We start from the raw sequence: 18,515 nt of genomic DNA, 5'->3' as shown, positions 1-18,515 counted from the left end.
GCGGTTGCCGTTTGAGACACCCTGGTTTTGAGGCAACCGTGCCAAGTCTGACTCAATAACTGAATGAGCCGAAAGAAGCCTCCGTATAACTCAACATTCTTCCTCGGTAATCAGGGTGTTACGGAATGTGCGAAACATGCGTTGCACGGTCCCGGCATGTCAACAAAACGGCTGTAACCAAAGGCAGCGGTACGGACTTACCGGCGATACGCTGAGGATTGATGCGATTCGGCCGCGCATTACATATTATGGGTTACTTTCTTTGCAGCGATTCCTGAATGCTCATCAGACCTGGTCGCCGTGTGTGACCAGTGAGATCACGCGGGGTCATCAACCCGTTCAACAATACAACACCAACCTGATCGAAGCCCAAAACATGTCTGTCTTTCGTGCTCCTGTGTGTGCGCTGCTGATCTGTCTGATTTTTCCGCAGTCAACGCGAAGTCATACACAATCAATCGAAGATGATGCCCGTCCTAACATCATCTACATTATGGTTGATGACCTCGGCTACGGAGATCTCGGCTGCTTTGGACAAAAAATAATTCAGACACCCAATATCGATCGTCTGGCATCCGAAGGAATGAAGCTCACCAACCATTATGCCGGTCACACGGTCTGTCGCCCGTCTCGCCTGGTTCTGTGGACAGGGCAACATGTCGGACATACAGGATTGACCGGCAACCGGCCACGGAGTCTGACTTCGACCGAACCAACCGTTGCCAGGCTGCTCCAGGAGTCCGGATATACCACAGGCGGAGTGGGCAAATGGGCCCTGGGACACGTGGAACGTCCTGAAGAAATTAAAAATTCCGGGCATCCCAATCTCAACGGGTTTGACTACTGGTTCGGATATATGAACCAGGGGAACGCACACAATTTCTACCCGACGTTTCTGTGGGAAAACGACAGACAGGTGACGTTGCCAGGAAACGTCCTTGATCCGTCGCCGGCAGCTCGCGGCCGGGTGTCATCCCGGCGGGTGAGTTACTCCCACGACTTCATGACAGAAGCCGCCCTGAATTTTGTTCGAAATCATCATGATGTTCCGTTTCTGTTACACATCCACTGGACCATTCCGCACGCAAATAACGAAGGAGGTCGTCTCACAGGCGACGGGATGGAAATACCGAGTCACGGGATCTATGCCGACAGGGACTGGCCGAATCCGGAGAAAGGATTTGCGGCCATGATCACGTATATGGACAGGGACGTGGGACGACTCATGCAACTGCTGAAACAACTGGAAATCGAGAACGAAACTCTGGTCATCTTCACATCGGACAATGGTCCTCACAATGAAGGAGGACACAGTCACGAATACTTCGACTCAAACGGACAACTCACCGGAATTAAGCGATCCATGCACGAAGGCGGTATTCGGGTACCGACAATCGCCCGCTGGCCACACCACATTGTGCCCGACACAATTTCTGACCATCCCTCCGCCTTTTACGACTTCCTGCCCACGGCCTGTGAACTGGCAGGTGTCCGACCACCGGCCAAAATTGACGGAATTTCGTATCTGCCCACTCTTCTTGGCCGGCCCGCCGAACAGGAAAAGCATGAATACCTGTATTTCGCCAGCGAGGAAGGCGAAACCTCCGTTGGAGTGCGATACGGCAACTGGAAGCTGGTGAAGTACGGCGGAAACAACACCGAGCCAGGAAGTCCGCAGGACTGGAAACTTTATAATCTGGTAAATGACACTGCTGAACAACGTGACATTTCGGCAGTCCATACTGACGTAACAGCAACGATTCTCGGACTGCTGAAACGTGACGGCTTACTGCATGAGTGAAACCGAACGTTCGCTCGCCAGGATCTCCGTCCTTCGACCGGCGGTTCAAACGGGCGATCCTGAGCACCAGTCCGCATACCCGCCTCCCCGATAAGACGGCTGGAAAGAAACCCAACTGCCGTTCGCCGCGTGTTGTAACGATGTCCAGCTACATCAGCTCGCTGATCGGCTGCCGATTGCCATCTACCAGATACCGCGGACGACCGTTCAGATCGGTAATTTTGACGTTGTTGGTATCAATGCCCAGGTGTCCGTAGAGCGTGGCAAATACCTCCTGAACATGCACCGGACGCTCGACGGGAAACCCGCCAACCCGGTCGGTTTTGCCGACAATGCGGCCACCATGAACCGAACCACCGGCAAGCAGCACGGACTGCGTCCCAGGCCAGTGGTCACGTCCTCCCTTCGGATTAATGCGTGGTGTACGTCCAAATTCACCCCAGACAATGACAGTGGTCGTGGCCAGCAGACCACGTTCGTCCAGATCCTGCAGAAAAACCGAGACAGCCTGATCAAATACGGGCAGATATTTCCTGGACAGGTATTCGACCGTACCTCCACGATTCCCGTGCCAGTCCCATGCTCCGAACGCAACCGTAACACATCGCACTCCGGCTTCGACTAAACGCCGTGTCAGTAACAGATGCCGCGGACTTTGCGGAGCACCACCAAAACCGGAAGCGGTTGGCTGCGACACACCATAACGTTCGCGCACCTGCGCGGGTTCTGCATCCAGATTCAACGCCTCCGCAAGTTGACCGGCTGTCAGCAGCCCGAACGCCTGCTTCAGGAAACTGTCAGAACCGGCACCTTCAATCTGCCGCTGAATGTCAGTCAACGATGAAAGTAACTCTCGCCGCCGGTTAAGCCGTGCAGAATCAATACCGTTCAAAACCAGGTCCGGCCGCACGTCACCCTCAAGCGCAAACGGGACATGCGTGGGTCCCGTAAACCCGGGCCATGAAATTTTTGTTGAGGCGTCATGCAGACCCTGATTGCGATACGGTGCGTAGTTCATGTGCGGTGAGGCGTCGACAAACGGAACCATTCCGTTTCTACCCGGACCCAGCACCGACGAAGCGACCGATCCGAATGTCGGCCACCCCCCGGCCGGTTCGCTGTCTTCATTACGGCCACCGGGTCGTCCCGTATAACACTGGAAGGACTCGTGGCGGTTCTCCAGGCCGACCAGCGTTCGCACGACAGAAAACCTGTCTGCCATCCGGGACAGTCGGGGCAACAGTTCACAGAACTGCACTCCCGGCACATTCGTGCTGACAGGACCAAACGACCCGCGAATCTCAGACGGCGCATCCGGTTTGGGATCAAATGTCTCGTGCTGTGTGGGACCGCCCGGCAGATAGATCATCACCACAGACCGGGTTTGGCTGCCTGAGGCTGCTGTCGCCTGTTGGCTGAGTAAACCAGGAAGAGCGACACTGCCCAGTCCCAAAGAACCGATGCGCAGAAAGCTGCGACGGGAAACCCCGTCACAGAAACGGCTTGTTCGATTTCCAGGAATCGTCAGCATGGACCTAACCTTGGGATTCACCTGTGCCGGTGTTCGAACCATCCATTATGCAGGCTTTCCTGTACCGGGGAAACGTGGAAGGCAGCCAAATGCCGGGTTTAGCCCACACACCGTCAGGTCATACGGGCATGACTGGTGTTGTCCAAGGAGTGATGGATATCCTTAGGTGCAGTACTTGGTGGCTAAAAACCCAGATACACAAAATCAGTCCGGAGATTACACGACATGTCTGTAACGAACCGTCTCTCATCGGTGATCGGTATCGTGTTGATCTTTCTGTTCCCCGGTCTGCTGACGGCTCAGACCTGGGTCGAAGATTCCTATGAGCACTTTGCGGACGGTCAGTCTGATGACGCCGGGCAGAATCTATTTGTAACCCGGGACGGGAAGCTGCGCACGATTCACCGCTTTGACCTGAACCAGGACGGCCATCTGGATCTGGTATTCAACAGCACACACGATACCTTCACCGATATCAGTGCAACTCTGGCACACGTATCAGACGAAGAACGGGTTTCACAGTTCGAACTGGCGGTTCCTGGAAGTCAGCAGGTCGCTGTCGACGACCTCGATCAGGACGGATTTCCGGATCTCGTATTTTGCCCAAATCGCAGCGGCGTCCAGCACGGTCGACGGTTTATCACAATCATTACCGGCGGCGAGGATGGCTGGCCCGCACATCGCAGCCACGGAATGCTGCCCGCGCACGATGCCCGCAGGCTGGTGATTTGCGATTTCAACCGGGATAACCGACCGGACATCGCCGTGCTATGCGGTCACGCGTGGCTGCCAGGTCAACCGGAGGGAGAAATCATTCGTGTGTTTTTTGGCGGCGAAGACGGTTTTCTGTTGTCCCGTCGACATGAATTGGGAATTCCCGGCGCTATCGATCTGGCCTCAGGAGATTTCCGCGGCGATGGAGTACAGCGACTGGCCGTACTGACAGCGCAACGCGTTGTCTTTCCTGATTCTGAACACACAGCAGAAGATTTGCATCTTGATACAGAGCAATCCACCTGTCTGACTATTTCAGAAGTCACCAACGACGCTCACCTCGATCTGGTCGTCGGAACCAGTCAAAATCAGGTCTTCATTTATCCTGGTGCAGCCGACGGTTTGTGGAAAGAGGCGCAAGTCATCCGTGCCGACAGCACTTCGCAGGTGACGGTCGCCGACCTCGATGCCGACCGACGTGCCGACCTTGTGCTCACTCATTTTTCCACAGCAAGAGCAGGTGGAGGAGAAGCAGCGGGGGCTGCCGAATCCACAGCGGACTTCGTTAACATACTCTGGGGACATGACGACGGTTTCTCGAACCGGCATACCCTCAAACTGCCGATCGCAAACGCGGTGGCAACTGCAGCAGGCGACGTCAATAACGACGGATACCCGGACCTGGCGGTTGCCGTTCATCAGGGCGGGAAAACTCTGACCACCGACTCAGTGATTTATCTGGGCACGGGACATCGCCGCTTCCGGCAAATCGATTCCAGGTTAACAACCACAGGGGCTTCGGACGTAGCGATTGTACCTGCCGCAAGTGACCGGCGGGCAGGCATTGTGTTTTGTAACAGTCTGGGCGGAACGCTTCACGAAGAAGTACCTCTGACCGTTTACTGGGGCGGTGCTACAGGATTCGATCGAAACAACGTTTGGAGCATTCCTTTTGCCAGTGGCTACGAATCGACGGCCTGTGATCTTAACAATGACGGCTATGTTGACCTGATTTCAGTGAATTCGGGACATGCAGGCGAGTCGGCGCTGACGGATCCTCATCTCGGACTCAACATCTTCTGGGGCAGTGCTGACGGATTTGACATCGAACGGCGACGCACCGTACTCCGTGAGATTTTTCTGGGAACCAGTAACGTTGCCGACCTGAACCGTGACGGTTATCTGGACCTGGCACTCGGTCAGTTTTATCCGTCCGAACCTGACGGGACTCCGGAATTGATTATTTATTATGGCGACGCTTCCGGTTTCGACCGAAAACGACGTGTCGCCATTCCGTCTCCCGGACGTTCGATCAGCACGGTCATTGCCGATTTCAATCACGACCAGTGGCTGGACATCGCCGTGAATTCGTATGAGCAGGACGTGGTCCGTATCTTTCACGGAAGCCAACACGGATTTGACGCCACCCGCCAATTACGTCTGACAGTCCACAGCGCGATTGATCTGGAGACAGCAGACCTGAATGCTGACGGTTACCTTGATCTGATTGCCGGCAGCTACAGAGACCGACTGTCAGATTTTCACGATACGGGAACAACAATTTTTTGGGGAAACAAATCCGGCTTTCGCCCCGGTAATGCTCAATGGCTTCCAGGGTTTACTCCAATTGGACACTGCGTTGCCGACTTCGACAGCGACGGCCATCTGGATCTGTTTTCTCCCAATTATCACGCCAACGCGACGCGCGAGTCGATTCCGGCGTATTTGTTTTGGGGAAGTCCTGACGGATTCACACGGAATCGGCGAACACCGTTGATTTGCGATTCGGCGCATGACGCACAGGCAGCAGACTACAACCACGACGGGCGACTTGATCTGGCCGTCGTCTGCCACGGACGCGACGGAGGACACAACACCGTCTCCAGGATCTTCTACAACAACGGGCACCGCCTGCGGAAGGCAACTGTGGAAACATTACCCACAAACGGACCGCACTGGATGTGGCAGGAAGACATGGGACACATTTACCATCGTGGCTGGACACATGCCTACAGTTCCTCAGTCTTCACATGGAACAGGCCGCGGAACAACGGTCGCTTCTCGTTCCAGGCCGACATCCCTGACGGTACTCAGCTTTTATTTTCGGTGCGATCAGCTTCCGGGAAATCGCAACTCACGGAACAGCCCTGGCAAACGATCGATCAAAGCCGATTCCGGGTAGATCCACAACATCGAGTCATGCAGTACCAGGCCACGTTTCAATCCGACAACGGTGACCGGTACCCGGTACTTGACCAGGTGCAGATTGATTTACAGTGATAAAGATGCAGGCCGGAAACAGATAAATTGTGCCCAACATGACACGGAACGACACAACATAAAGTAGTGACTCAGAAGAGACGGGAAACCTTCTGACTCACTGCTGGACTGCGCCTCAGAACTCCTCAATAATCTTCGGTGAATCATTCTTTCACGAGATCAGGAAACGGCTTGCTGATGTTTGATCGACGACCAGTCCGCTCGTCTGGACATTCAATCAGACGGTTCAACATCATCGTGGCGGCCTGTTTCGTGTTACTCTGGGGCCGGAATTCCATTGCTGACGGCGATTCTTTCACCAATCAGCTGGTGGAGCAGTATTCCGGACAGATTGTTTCTCTGATACAGAAATATTGTGCGGAGTGTCACTCGGCCACGCAGTCGAAGGGTGATCTTGATCTCGCTCGTTTCACCACAGCCGAGCATGTTCGTGGTGATACCCGAGTATGGCAGAAGGTGTTGCGTCGCTTGGTTGACCGCGAAATGCCGCCACAGGACAGCTCTCAACCGTCCCCCGAAGAACGTCAGCAGCTGATCGGCTGGACCGACAGCTACCTAAAGGCCGTTGCTCGCAGGCACGCCGGTGACCCAGGCCTGGTGCTGATGAGGCGACTCACTCGAGCTGAGTACAATTACACAATCCGAGATCTGACGGGTGTTGACCTGCGTCCTGCTGAGAAATTTCCGGAGGATTCGGTTGCCGGGGAGGGGTTTGCCAACACCGGTGAGTCACTGATCATGGCACCGGAACTGTTGCCCGGCTATCTGGATGCTGCACGGATGGTCGCGGCTCATACCGTGCTTACCCCCAGCGGACTGCGATTTGCACCGATCGAAGGTCGGGCGAACTGGACCGCGGCACTGGTCGACCGGTTGAGATCAATCTATGCGCGTTACACCTCTGCCGACGGAACTCTGGCACTCAACGAATACATCGAAGCAACGCTGCAGTTCCGTGAACGCAGTCAAGAAAACGAACATTTGACACTGGAACAGCTCGCCGGCCGGCGGGATCTGAGTACCACATACGTGCATAAGATTTGGGAAGCCCTGCACGATCCGGAGGCGGCGTCCGATGTCGCACGGCTGGCTGGACGCTGGCGTTCGTTACAACCGGGGCAGGGGGCCGATCTGGTCCGTGAAATCATCCTTGAACAGGCCAGGTACTGGAGGATCAATCAGGAAAGGACACACATGGTTGGTTCGATCGGGGTCTTTGGGCGATACCTGATTGCCCAAGAAAAAGACCCGGTGGACGCAACCGGCAGTTCCCTCCCGGCTTTGTCCATCATCCCGCGACCACAAACCGCAAATCAGCCAGTGTCATGCGCGGAATTGTTTCCACCGGTGTTCTGTTTCCCGGCAGTCGTCCCGATTAACAAAGACGTCACCGTCGACCTGTTTCTGCGTGACGATGAACCGTTTGGTCGTTTACTGTTAAATGCCTCTGAGAAACAGGAATTGGATCGGTTATGGGATGAACTGGTCTTCGTCGCGCAATCACCGATCCACGAACTTGGAAACGCAGAAGAAATCCTTATTCATCAGCTGCCGAACAGCAGTCGCACAGAGAACATTCGGCGACTGAAAGAACTGATTCCTAAGCTGACTGAAAGAAGCACCGAGTTCCGGACCAGCACGCTTGTCGCTGCACAACCACGGCAACTGGACGCCATGGTTCGAATTGCCGTGAAAGCGTGGCGACGCCCACTGGAATCCGGTGAGGAAACGGCGCTGCGTAAGTTTTACGAATCACTTCGCGAAGAACAGCAAATGCTGCATGAGGATGCAATCCGAACCTTGCTGGTGCGGATTCTGGTATCTCCGAAATTTCTGTACCGGATCGAGCGTCCTGTCGGACAGAAACAGGCCGTGCCGATTTCCGACTGGGAACTGGCCAGCCGCCTGAGTTATTTCCTGTGGTCCTCGCTGCCGGATGAACGGCTGAAAATTCTGGCAGCGGCAGGACGCCTGCAGGACCCGGTCGTCCTGCGCAGCGAAACAGAACGAATGCTGGTTGATCCGCGCGTGCAGGCACTTTCAATCGAATTTGCAGGTCAGTGGCTGCAGACTCGAGGGTTCGCTGAACACGCAGGAAAAAGTGAAGTCCGATTTCCAACCTATACACCTGATTTGCGCAAGACGCTGGGCGAAGAACCGGTTCGGTTTATCACAGACATGATTCAAAACGATCGATCGGTACTGGAACTCCTTCGTGCTCAACACACGTTCCTCAATGAGCAACTTGCACACCACTACAATATTCCCGGCGTGGAAGGTGATGTCTGGCTCCGCGTTGATGGTGTCGATCGTCACGGGCGCGGAGGCCTCCTGGCCATGGGCAGCGTACTTGCCAGGCAATCGGGAGCCCTCAGAACCAGCCCGGTGCTGCGTGGTACGTGGGTTGTCGAAACGCTGCTGGGACGCCATATTCCCAATCCACCGGACGACATTCCTCAACTGACGGAGGATGGGGCAAACAAAGCAGGATTGTCGATGCGGCAACTGGTCCGGCAGCACCGTGCCGATTCCGCCTGCGCAGGCTGCCATGAAAAAATCGATCCTTACGGATTTGCCTTGGAACAGTATGACCCCGTCGGTCGACTCCGGGATTACGACGCGAGTGGAAACCTGGTTGAAACCCGGGCAGATCTGCCTGACGGCAGCACGCTGCAGGGGCTGAATGGATTACAGAACTACCTGCTGGATCACAAAGAGGAATTCCTGCGCCAGTTCAGCCGTAAAATACTGGGATACGCACTGGGCAGAACAATCGAGCTTTCCGACGAAACCCTTCTGACAGAAATGTACGATCAATTGGTAAGCAACGAATATCAGTTTTCAGCGGCAGTGCTCACCATTATTCAAAGCAACCAGTTCTGCAGACATCGGGGACCAGTCGATACCAGTGAACCATCGCCACCCTGAGGATCTGTCTGACCTCAACGACATATCCACCGGTCGAGTATGTTCATGCACAGTTAAACAGAGGAAACGCGATGAAACCCCGGCAATCGACTCTAAATTCCACCTGCTGTCCGTCCGCCGGCACAGCCGGCGGACGCGAAGCACAAGCGACGGGGCGCCGACGGTCCCGGCGATCAATTCTGCGTGGTCTGGGGACAGGCATCGCCTTACCATGGCTCGAGTCACTGCCCGCCTGGGCCGACGAAAACGGGAAGTCGCGTTCGAATCAACCACCGGTGCGATTTGGCTGTCTGTTTGCGGGTAATGGATTTGTCAAAGATCACTGGTGGGCCAAAGGCAGCGGCAGGGACATGGAATTGGGCCGTGTGCTGGAATCCGTCGCACCGTTTAAAGAAAAACTGAATTTCATTCGGGGACTTTACAACGAACATGCACGGGGCTGCGGCATACACAGCTGCATGACCGGCAATCTGCTGACCGGTTCTCCCCTGGCATCAGGTGGGCGCATCCGTGCGGGAGTGAGTGTCGACCAAATGATAGCTGAGCACCTGGAAGGACAAACGAAGGTGCCCAGTCTGGTACTGGGATGCGAGAAATCCTATGCGGGAATCCACAAGGGATACTCGATGATTTACAGCTCGCATATCTCGTGGCGTGCACCCACGATTCCGGTACCGCTGGAACTTTATCCGGCTGCCGCATTTGACCGGCTGTTTGGCTCAGGGGGTGTGCGTCACGCTGATCGCAGCGTACTCGATGCTGCATTGGCCGACGCACATTCGGTCCGGCGAACGATCAGTCTGTCCGACCGCCGCAAACTGGACGAATTTCTGAACTCCGTGCGGGAGATTGAACAACGAATCAACCATGTCGGCAGAGAGCACCGAAAAGACTGGCAACCGACACTCAGACGACCCGACATGCAGCGTCCTGACGACAAACTTCCGCAGGATATTGATACACACATGAGCCTGATGGGGGAACTGCTGGTTTTGGCTTTTCAGACCGACACAACCCGAGTCGCAACACTGAAACTGAACAATGATCATTCAGCCATGCGGTTTCCCGATATCGGAGTCGGCTACATCAATCACCACCTGCTTTCTCACCAGGAGCAAAATCCGGACTGGCTCAAGGTCAATCAGTATTTCGTGAGTCACTTGGCACGTATCCTGGAACGGATGGATTCGATTCAGGAGGGTGAGCGCACTCTGCTGGATAACTCCATGATCATGTTTTGCTCCAGCATGCTCACTGGTTCTCACGACAACAGCCAGTTACCGGTCCTGCTGTTCGGCGGCGCAGGCGGTCAGCTGAAAACCGGTCGCGTCCTGAACTACCTGAATCACGACAATCGACGGATGAGCAGTCTTTACCTGTCATTGATGGACAGAATGGGACTGGAGTTGCAGGAATTCGGCGACTCGTCACAGCGGTTATTGGAGATCTGACACAGAAAGCCACAACAGATGTGCGAATGACCGAGTGAGTCCCGTGCCGCCGGTACGGCGTTCAGAACGCGCCTGACGATCGGCGACTACCCGAGTGCTCGTGACAGAGTACAATGAAAGATCCGAAATATCGTTTCAGCATGACGGTCGACGCACTGCGGAAATCGGCAGACAGCGTTTGCGGTCTGTTGCAACTGATCCGTCAGGCTGGTCATACCTCAAGAGAGCCTCAGTGCTTGTGACGTCAATTCAGTCAGAAAATAAGCACACGGCTTGAAGATTAGAATCATCTGCGGCTGCGTATGCGGTGGCAAAAGGCATATTTTGAAATCATCGCCGGTGATCGGCAGGGAATGGTCGCCCGTGTCATCCGTGGAGCGCTGCGCCCGGCCGCCTGGTTGTATCAGTACATCACGGCCTGCAGAAATTTTTGTTTCCACACAGGATTGCGACAATCGACCAGGGTCGACGTGCCCGTGATTTCAGTTGGAAACCTGACCACCGGTGGAACCGGTAAGACCCCGATCGTGGCCTGCGTTGTGGAGCAGTTGCAGACACTCAAACGACAGCCGGGAATCGTCAGCCGAGGCTATCGCGCCGATGCGACCGGGATCAACGACGAGAAACGAGTGCTGGAGCACTTATGTCCCGGAATCATTCATCTGCAGAATCCCAACCGTGTTACTGCATCCGTTCAGCTGATCAAAGAACATGATGTGGATGTCGTCGTACTCGACGACGGTTTTCAGCATCGTCAGATTGCCCGAGACCTCGACATGGTTTTGATCGACGCCACAAATCCGTTTGGTTATGAGTTCGTCCTGCCGAGAGGTCTGCTGCGGGAACCACTGCAAGGGTTACAACGAGCTCACATGATTGTCGTCACACGTTGTGATCAGGTACCCGCGGCGCAACTGGAAATGATTGAAGATCAAATCTGCTACGCGGCACCGCAGCACAAAGACCGTTTGGCACGAGTCTCATTCCGGCCCGTTGGCTTCCTTTGCGCCAGTGGAGAAAAACTTCCACTGTCACAGATTGAAGCAAAACGTGTGATGATTGTGACAGCGATTGGCAATCCAGGAGCGTTTGAGGACACCTGTCGCCGATTAGGGGCAGAAATCGTCTGCTGTCGAGTGTTTCCTGATCATCATCACTACAGTCAAAGTGATCTGGAATCAATTCTTCGCGATGCAGCAAAACATCGGGTGACTGCCGTACTGACCACACTCAAAGATTTGGTCAAGATTCAGCCCGCTCAGGTTCAAAGTGATCAAGAGCAGGAAATACTGATTCTGGCACTGCAGATCGCAACGGTGTTTGATTCAACAAAAGGGGAAGAGCTTTTGCATTCCGTGCTCCAGGAAGTATTGTCATAGCACCAGGAACGAACAGGACGAAAGTCACATGCCGTACGGGACACCATCCAGTTAATAGTTCTGCGTCCATCGAGTTCGCGCAAACAGAGTGATTTCGGTAGTATTTGTCTGACAGCAAAAAAGAAGTCAAGCCGTGTCCGCGTGGCGGGGAGAGGACAAGAATGTCGGAACAACGACGGGTGACCAACCTGGCAGAACTGCAGGAAACCGGATGGCAAAGCAGGAGTGTCAAAGAAGAACTGCGCGACAATTTCCAGCAAGCCCTGGCCGCCGGCAAAGAATTGTTTCCGGGAATACTGGGTTATGACAATACTGTCATTCCCGAGATCAGCCTGGCACTGCTTGCCGGACACGACATGTTGTTCCTGGGTGAAAAAGGGCAGGGGAAAAGTCGGCTGATGCGGATGATGGTGAGGTTTCTGGATGAAGCCATCCCGTATATTGATCTGCCTGGTTGCCCGGTCCATGAAGATCCCCATCATCCAATAACCGCGGCAGCCAAATCTTATCTGAGGGAAACACCGGCTGAGCAGGTGTCGATCGGATGGTGGTCGCGCGAAGATCGTTATGCAGAACGACTTGCACCGGGGACCAAATTCGCCGACATCGTGGGAGAAATTGATCCGGCCAAACTGGCAGCCGGCAGCAGCATGTCTGCAGAAGATGCCCTGCATTTCGGGCTCATTCCACGTATGCATCGCGGCTTGTTCGCCATGAATGAACTTCCCGAACTGGATGAACTGGTTCAGGTCGGACTGTTTAATATTCTGGAAGAGCGGGACGTACAGATTCGCGGATATCCGGTGACGTTTGATCTGGATGTGATGATTCTGTTCTCCGCCAATCCGGCAACGTACAACCGCAGCGGAAAAGTGATTCCGCAGTTGAAAGATCGTATTGGAAGTCTTGTTCAGACTCATTATCCGCTGGAGCGGGATTTAGGAATCGAAATCATGCAGCAGGAATGCAGCATGCCCATGGACGGTGAATTCCCCGTAACCGTACCCTTCTTCATGAAACAGATCGTGGAGGAAATCAGCAGGGCCGCTCGCGTTAGTCGACATATCGACCAGCAGTCGGGCGTCAGTGCCCGGTTCAGCATTGCAAATTTCCAGACAATGATTGCCAGTGCCCGTCGTCGGTCACTCGTTCTTCAGGAGTCCCCGGCTGTACCAAGAATTAGTGATTTAGGACATCTGTATTCTTCTTCTCTGGGCAAGCTTGAAGTTGACCTGATGAGCAGCCATCAAATGTCAGAACAACAGGTGCTGGACTCCGTGATCGCCGAAGCAATTCGCACGATTTTTGAGGAATATGTCGAAGCTCACGGTCTCGAAGAGATCGGTCAGATTTTCGCCAAAGGTGTCCGCATCGAAGTCGGCGATATGTTGCCCAGTTCCCACTACGAGAAACTGCTCAAACGTGTCCCTCCGGTCTGGGATAAAGCATTCGATCTGAATGCGTCAGAAGATCCCGCCGTTCGAGCGTCCTGTGTGGAATTTGTGCTTGCCGGGCTGCACGCAACAGACCGCATCAGTCGCTCGCAGCGGTATGGCATGGTCTCCTACGAGCTCGACTAATGGTGTTGGACTGCCAGTGAATCCTGTCAAATAAGGTCTCGTTTTCGGGATAGGCGATTCCACCCGAAACATGGTTGCGGGAATGGGTTCAGAATTCCTGGGGGACGCATTGAAGCAGTTGTAAATTTCTGCGACAAAGCGCCCTGATTTACCGGCCACGGTGATTTTGCAGTGGCTGTCAGACCAGATATCGTGTGCCTCGACGGAACACACAGCCGAGGCACTTTTCGGAGTCGGCGATGTACGTTTTGGCTGCTTGTGTGCCTCTGCTGGGAGCTGTGGGTCTCGCGTTCAGTGCCTATCGTTACAAGTGGGTCATTGAACAGGACCCCGGCAACGACCTTATGCAGGGAATCGGAGCCCGTATCCAGCGTGGAGCGATGGCTTTCCTGAAGGCAGAATATACCGTTCTGCTGGGGTTTCTGGTGATTGTCGGCGGCCTGCTGCTTGTGTCGGGCAATCGGGATGAATCCCATTCGTTGATTGCACTGTCATTTGGAGTGGGAGCCGTTTTCTCAGGCCTGGCTGGTTTTTTCGGGATGAGGATCGCCACACAGGCCAACATTCGGACAGCACAGGCGGCCCAATCAGGGCTCGGTGGAGCCCTGAAAGTCGCGTTCCGTGGTGGTTCAGTCATGGGACTGACCGTGGTCGGACTGGGCGTACTGGGATTAGGCACACTTTTTATCCTGTTTTCGCTGCAGTTTGGAACGGATGCTGATTCAATCAAACGCACAATTAATGTGCTCACCGGGTTCTCATTTGGTGCGTCGTCCGTTGCTTTGTTCGCCCGACTCGGGGGAGGAATCTACACCAAAGCAGCTGACGTCGGAGCCGACCTGGTAGGAAAAGTTGAGGCCGGCATACCCGAAGATCATCCACTCAATCCCGCAACGATTGCGGACAATGTTGGTGACAATGTCGGCGACGTCGCAGGAATGGGAGCAGACCTGTTCGAGAGCTATGTGGGTTCCATTATTGGATCAATGGTGCTGGGCGCAACATTCGTGAGCCTTCCGGAATTCAGCGACAACCTCAACGGCCTTGCAGCCGTCCTGCTGCCGCTGCTGCTGGCAGCTGTGGGAGTGATCGCGTCCGTGATCGGGACGTTCTTCGTCAACGGTGACGAGAAGACAGATCCGCAAAAGGCACTCAATCGCGGGGAACTGGTTGCCGCCGGAATCATGCTGATTGGCAGTCTGGCAGTCATCATGAACATCCTGCCCGAAAGCTGGACGGTCGGCGAACAGGTCATCAACAGATCCGGTGTGTTCTTTGCGACACTAATCGGACTTGGGTGTGGTTTGCTGATCGGCCTGGTCACTGAATACTACACCGGTACAGACAAGAAACCGGTTCGAGCAATTGTACAACAGTCTGTCACAGGCTCCGCCACCAACATTATTTCAGGACTGGGCGTCGGGATGCAGTCCACCGCTATTCCGATTTTGTTGATTGCCGCAGCAATTATCGGAGCGTATGAAATGGCGGGCCTGTACGGCATTGCCATTGCTGCGGTGGGTATGCTTTCCAACACAGGAATTCAACTGGCCGTTGATGCGTACGGCCCCATTGCCGACAACGCCGGCGGCATCGCGGAAATGACAAGTCTGCCGCCGGAAGTTCGTCAGCGAACCGACCAGCTGGACGCCGTTGGAAATACGACAGCTGCTATTGGCAAGGGCTTTGCAATCGGGTCCGCCGCACTGACCGCTCTGGCCTTATTCAGCGCCTACATGGCCACGGCAGGCATCGATGCTATCAACATTGCTGAACCCAAGGTTATGGCCGGGTTGTTGCTGGGAGCCATGTTGCCGTTTCTTTTCTCCTCGCTCGCGATGCAGGCAGTCGGTCGTGCGGCAGAGAAGATGATCAAGGAAGTTCGGCGACAGTTCAGGGAGATCCCCGAACTGAAGACAGCCCTGGAAGCGTGTCGTCGCAATGAGGATAAACCACAGAGTGACTGGCCCGCAGATGACCAAAAGCTCATGAATGACGCCATGGAAAAAGTGGAATCCGATCGTTGCGTGGCAATCTCAACCAAAGCGTCCATTCGGGAGATGATTGTTCCGGGACTGCTGGCGATTGCAGCACCCATTTTGGTTGGCTTTCTCGGAACACCGGAAATGTTGGGTGGTTTGCTCGCAGGTGTAACAGTGAGCGGAGTGCTGATGGCAATCTTCCAGTCAAATGCAGGAGGAGCCTGGGATAATGCCAAGAAAATGATTGAAAACAACGCGGTGGTTGACGGCGTCACACTCGGTAAAGGTACAGACGCTCACTCAGCGTCTGTGGTCGGCGACACGGTCGGAGACCCGTTCAAGGACACATCCGGCCCGGCACTCAACATCCTGCTCAAGCTTGTTTCTGTGACGGCACTAGTGATCGCTCCATGGATTATTAATTAGACAGCTTCATTGCCCGATCGGACATTTATGCGGCTGAGTGAGCTAAATCTGCCGGGAGTGAGCCATGGTGCAATTCGTACTCGGTTCCCGTTCGCCCCGCCGCCGTCAATTGTTTGAATCCGTCGTCAGCGCTGATCATCTTGTTGTATGTCCGCCGCAGGACAGTAACGAACAGGGGTTTGACGATCTTTCGGATCCTCAGGCAATTCAGCAGCGACTGCTGGCAGTCGTACGGCGAAAGATGACCCAGGTCATTCAACAGCTTAATCCAAACTATGAATTACCGGTGCAGGGGAACTGTGTAATCACCGCCGACACAATTGTTGTGGTGAATGATCCTGGCTTCGGTACACTGGTTCTGGGACAACCCTGCCCGGAAAACTGGCAGTCAGAGGTGCGAGACTGGATGCTGCGGTTGTATTCTAAAAGCACCCACGAAGTCTGGACCGGATTTCGAGTGACTTTCGGTAACAGGTCGCACGAAGAAATTGTCCGAACCACTGTGTCATTTTGTGAACTGACTCCGTCAGTTGTGGACCATTACATTGCAACACAGGAATCAATCGGCAAGGCTGGTGGATATGCTGTTCAGGGCCAGGCAGCCATTTTTGTTGAGGCAATCGATGGCAGCCTCAGTAATATCATCGGGCTCCCGATGATGGAAGTTGTTCGGGCGATTGAGTCCCTGGGAGTACCGGTCCCGAATTTCTGTTGGAAATCCGGCGACAGTCACAGCTAAAGGCCGTCAAACGATGCAACCTGGCACACTGCAGTCGGTCGCCGGCCTTCAAATCGGTACACGACATCTGTCGACAAGGTACTTCCTTGCGCCATTGGCCGGATATACGCATCTGGCTTTTCGAGTCATGTTGCGTCGGCTCGGTGGTGTGGGCCTGGCCACCACAGATCTGGTGCAGGCCCAAATGCTGCTGTCACAAACGCGGAAGTCGCTGGAGCTGATTGCGACGACCGAAGAAGACAGACCACTCTCCGTACAGCTGTTCAGTGGGCGTGTCGACGATCTGGTTAAAGCTGCAAAGTGGCTGCAGGATCGAGACTACGGCGGAGTTGATATCAACATGGGATGTCCCATGGCTCGCATCAATGGGGCTGGCGGTGGTGCCCGCCTGATGTGTGATACCCAGGCAGCCGTTGAGATGGTGGCACGTGTGATCGATGCTGTCGACATTCCGGTCACTGTGAAAATGCGACTCGGGTGGGACGAGGATCACCCCGTGGCGCCGCAACTGGCCGAAGCACTTGAGAAGATCGGAACATCGGCCGTCACCGTGCATGGACGAACGCGTCAGCAGGGATTTCATGGTGGTGTCAATCGCACAGGAATCCGGGAAACCGTCCGGGCAGTTTGCAGGATGCCCATTATTGCAAATGGTGATGTTCGTTCGGTGGAAGATGCTCAGTCAATGTTTGCAGATACCGGGTGTGCAGGCATCGCAATCGGTCGGGGAGCCATGCTGGATCCGTGGATCTTTCGGCGACTGCAGCAGTTTGAGCAGGGACTGCCTCCTGCCGATCCCTCCCCGGATGAACAGGTATCATTTCTGGAAGATCATTTTCGACTCATGGCCGAACAACATGCAGAATACAGCTGCGTACTGTTTCGCAAATTTGCGGCATGGTATGGGGTTGTGCTGGGAATTCCGGAATATCTGGAAGACCGGCTGCGTCGTTTTGAAAGCTATGAAGACTTCGATGAAATTGTGCGTCTCGTGCGCAGACATCATGGTGAACGCCAATGTCAAGTACCAACGGCACTGATTAAGGTTCCTAATGGTCCGGTGTCGCACTGGTAGTTATAGGGAAGCGGCTCCCGTTTCCATATTTGTGTTTTAACGCTGCCCTGAAAGACAAAACCGCAAGACAATCTTCACTCGTACATTACCGGAAAAAAGTGAGAAACCGTATGACACCATCAGACGGACATGACAATGTTGTTCACCCGACGGTCGCCGGAGACATTCTGAATGGAGTGGAAACTCTGTTAATGGAGGCTCGCAAAACAACACAACCTCTGGAAATAGAACCGTATCGCAGTCGGCTGTTTGAGTTGTTTGTGACGGCAGATGGAGCTCAACTGGTGCGGGATGACCGGGCAGCCGGTGTTTCTGATGAGGCAGACGACCCGGCAGACCTGTCAGCCGACGGCATCTGCCGGTCGCTGGCCCGTCGCTGGGGGCTGGACATGGCGGCTCGCGAATCGACGGCATCGCAATCACGATTCGAACCGGACCAGCTGGAACAAATGCGACTACTTTGGTCCGTCATGCGAATGTGGATGGAATGGAGCTACGCATGGCGACGTTGGAACGAATTCCATCAGGAATGATGTATCCGGGGAATTTGCTGATGGCAGAATTCACGGTTTTAACACCGGAAACGCAAATCAGAAAGGCGGTTGTACAGCGCGGAACAGTCACGCACA

Annotated in this window: 11 protein-coding genes; 10 read left to right on the top strand and 1 reads right to left on the bottom strand. The window is 54.5% G+C overall.

All coding sequences use genetic code 11. The annotated features are described in order from the left end of the window. Positions 1–136 precede the first annotated feature (136 nt). Positions 137–1,801: an arylsulfatase gene (locus tag MK110_00630; GenBank protein MCH2209778.1), complete on the top strand. Its 1,665-nt coding sequence runs from the start codon at positions 137–139 to the stop codon at positions 1,799–1,801. A 148-nt stretch (positions 1,802–1,949) separates the two neighbouring features. Here the strand turns inward: MK110_00630 and MK110_00625 are convergent, their stop codons facing one another. Further along, entirely contained in the window at positions 1,950–3,332 is a 1,383-nt protein-coding gene (locus MK110_00625; GenBank protein ID MCH2209777.1) for a DUF1501 domain-containing protein, read from the bottom strand. 225 nt (positions 3,333–3,557) lie between these two features. Between MK110_00625 and MK110_00620 the strand changes: the two genes are divergently transcribed. From MK110_00620 to MK110_00580, 9 genes are all read left to right on the top strand, one after another. Then, a complete protein-coding gene (locus tag MK110_00620; protein MCH2209776.1) occupies positions 3,558–6,326 on the top strand; it encodes a VCBS repeat-containing protein in 2,769 nt (922 codons plus the stop codon). 177 nt (positions 6,327–6,503) lie between these two features. After that, positions 6,504–9,254 carry a DUF1592 domain-containing protein gene (locus MK110_00615; protein ID MCH2209775.1) on the top strand — a complete coding sequence of 917 codons (2,751 nt, stop codon included), beginning with the start codon at positions 6,504–6,506 and terminating at the stop codon, positions 9,252–9,254. A gap of 71 nt (positions 9,255–9,325) precedes the next feature. Further along, positions 9,326–10,705, top strand: coding sequence for a DUF1552 domain-containing protein (locus MK110_00610; protein MCH2209774.1), 1,380 nt, complete (start codon positions 9,326–9,328; stop codon positions 10,703–10,705). Positions 10,706–11,007: 302 nt separating this feature from the next. Continuing rightward, positions 11,008–12,084 carry a tetraacyldisaccharide 4'-kinase gene (gene lpxK / locus MK110_00605; protein MCH2209773.1) on the top strand — a complete coding sequence of 359 codons (1,077 nt, stop codon included), beginning with the start codon at positions 11,008–11,010 and terminating at the stop codon, positions 12,082–12,084. A gap of 161 nt (positions 12,085–12,245) precedes the next feature. Beyond that, entirely contained in the window at positions 12,246–13,664 is a 1,419-nt protein-coding gene (locus MK110_00600; GenBank protein MCH2209772.1) for a magnesium chelatase, read from the top strand. 239 nt (positions 13,665–13,903) lie between these two features. Then, positions 13,904–16,072, top strand: coding sequence for a sodium-translocating pyrophosphatase (locus MK110_00595; GenBank protein MCH2209771.1), 2,169 nt, complete (start codon positions 13,904–13,906; stop codon positions 16,070–16,072). Between the two features lie 64 nt (positions 16,073–16,136). Beyond that, the gene (locus MK110_00590; protein ID MCH2209770.1) at positions 16,137–16,811 is read left to right on the top strand and encodes a Maf family protein; all 675 of its coding nucleotides are present in this window, start codon (positions 16,137–16,139) and stop codon (positions 16,809–16,811) included. Positions 16,812–16,824: 13 nt separating this feature from the next. Continuing rightward, the gene (locus MK110_00585) at positions 16,825–17,886 is read left to right on the top strand and encodes a tRNA-dihydrouridine synthase (protein MCH2209769.1); all 1,062 of its coding nucleotides are present in this window, start codon (positions 16,825–16,827) and stop codon (positions 17,884–17,886) included. A gap of 110 nt (positions 17,887–17,996) precedes the next feature. Continuing rightward, on the top strand, positions 17,997–18,419 hold the full coding sequence (locus MK110_00580; protein ID MCH2209768.1) for a hypothetical protein: 423 nt from the start codon (positions 17,997–17,999) through the stop codon (positions 18,417–18,419). The last annotated feature ends 96 nt before the right edge of the window (positions 18,420–18,515 follow it).

Origin of the sequence: Fuerstiella sp. (genome assembly GCA_022447225.1) — a bacterium.
Classification (GTDB): Bacteria; Planctomycetota; Planctomycetia; order Planctomycetales; family Planctomycetaceae; genus S139-18.
This window is presented reverse-complemented; position numbering and strand designations above follow the sequence as displayed.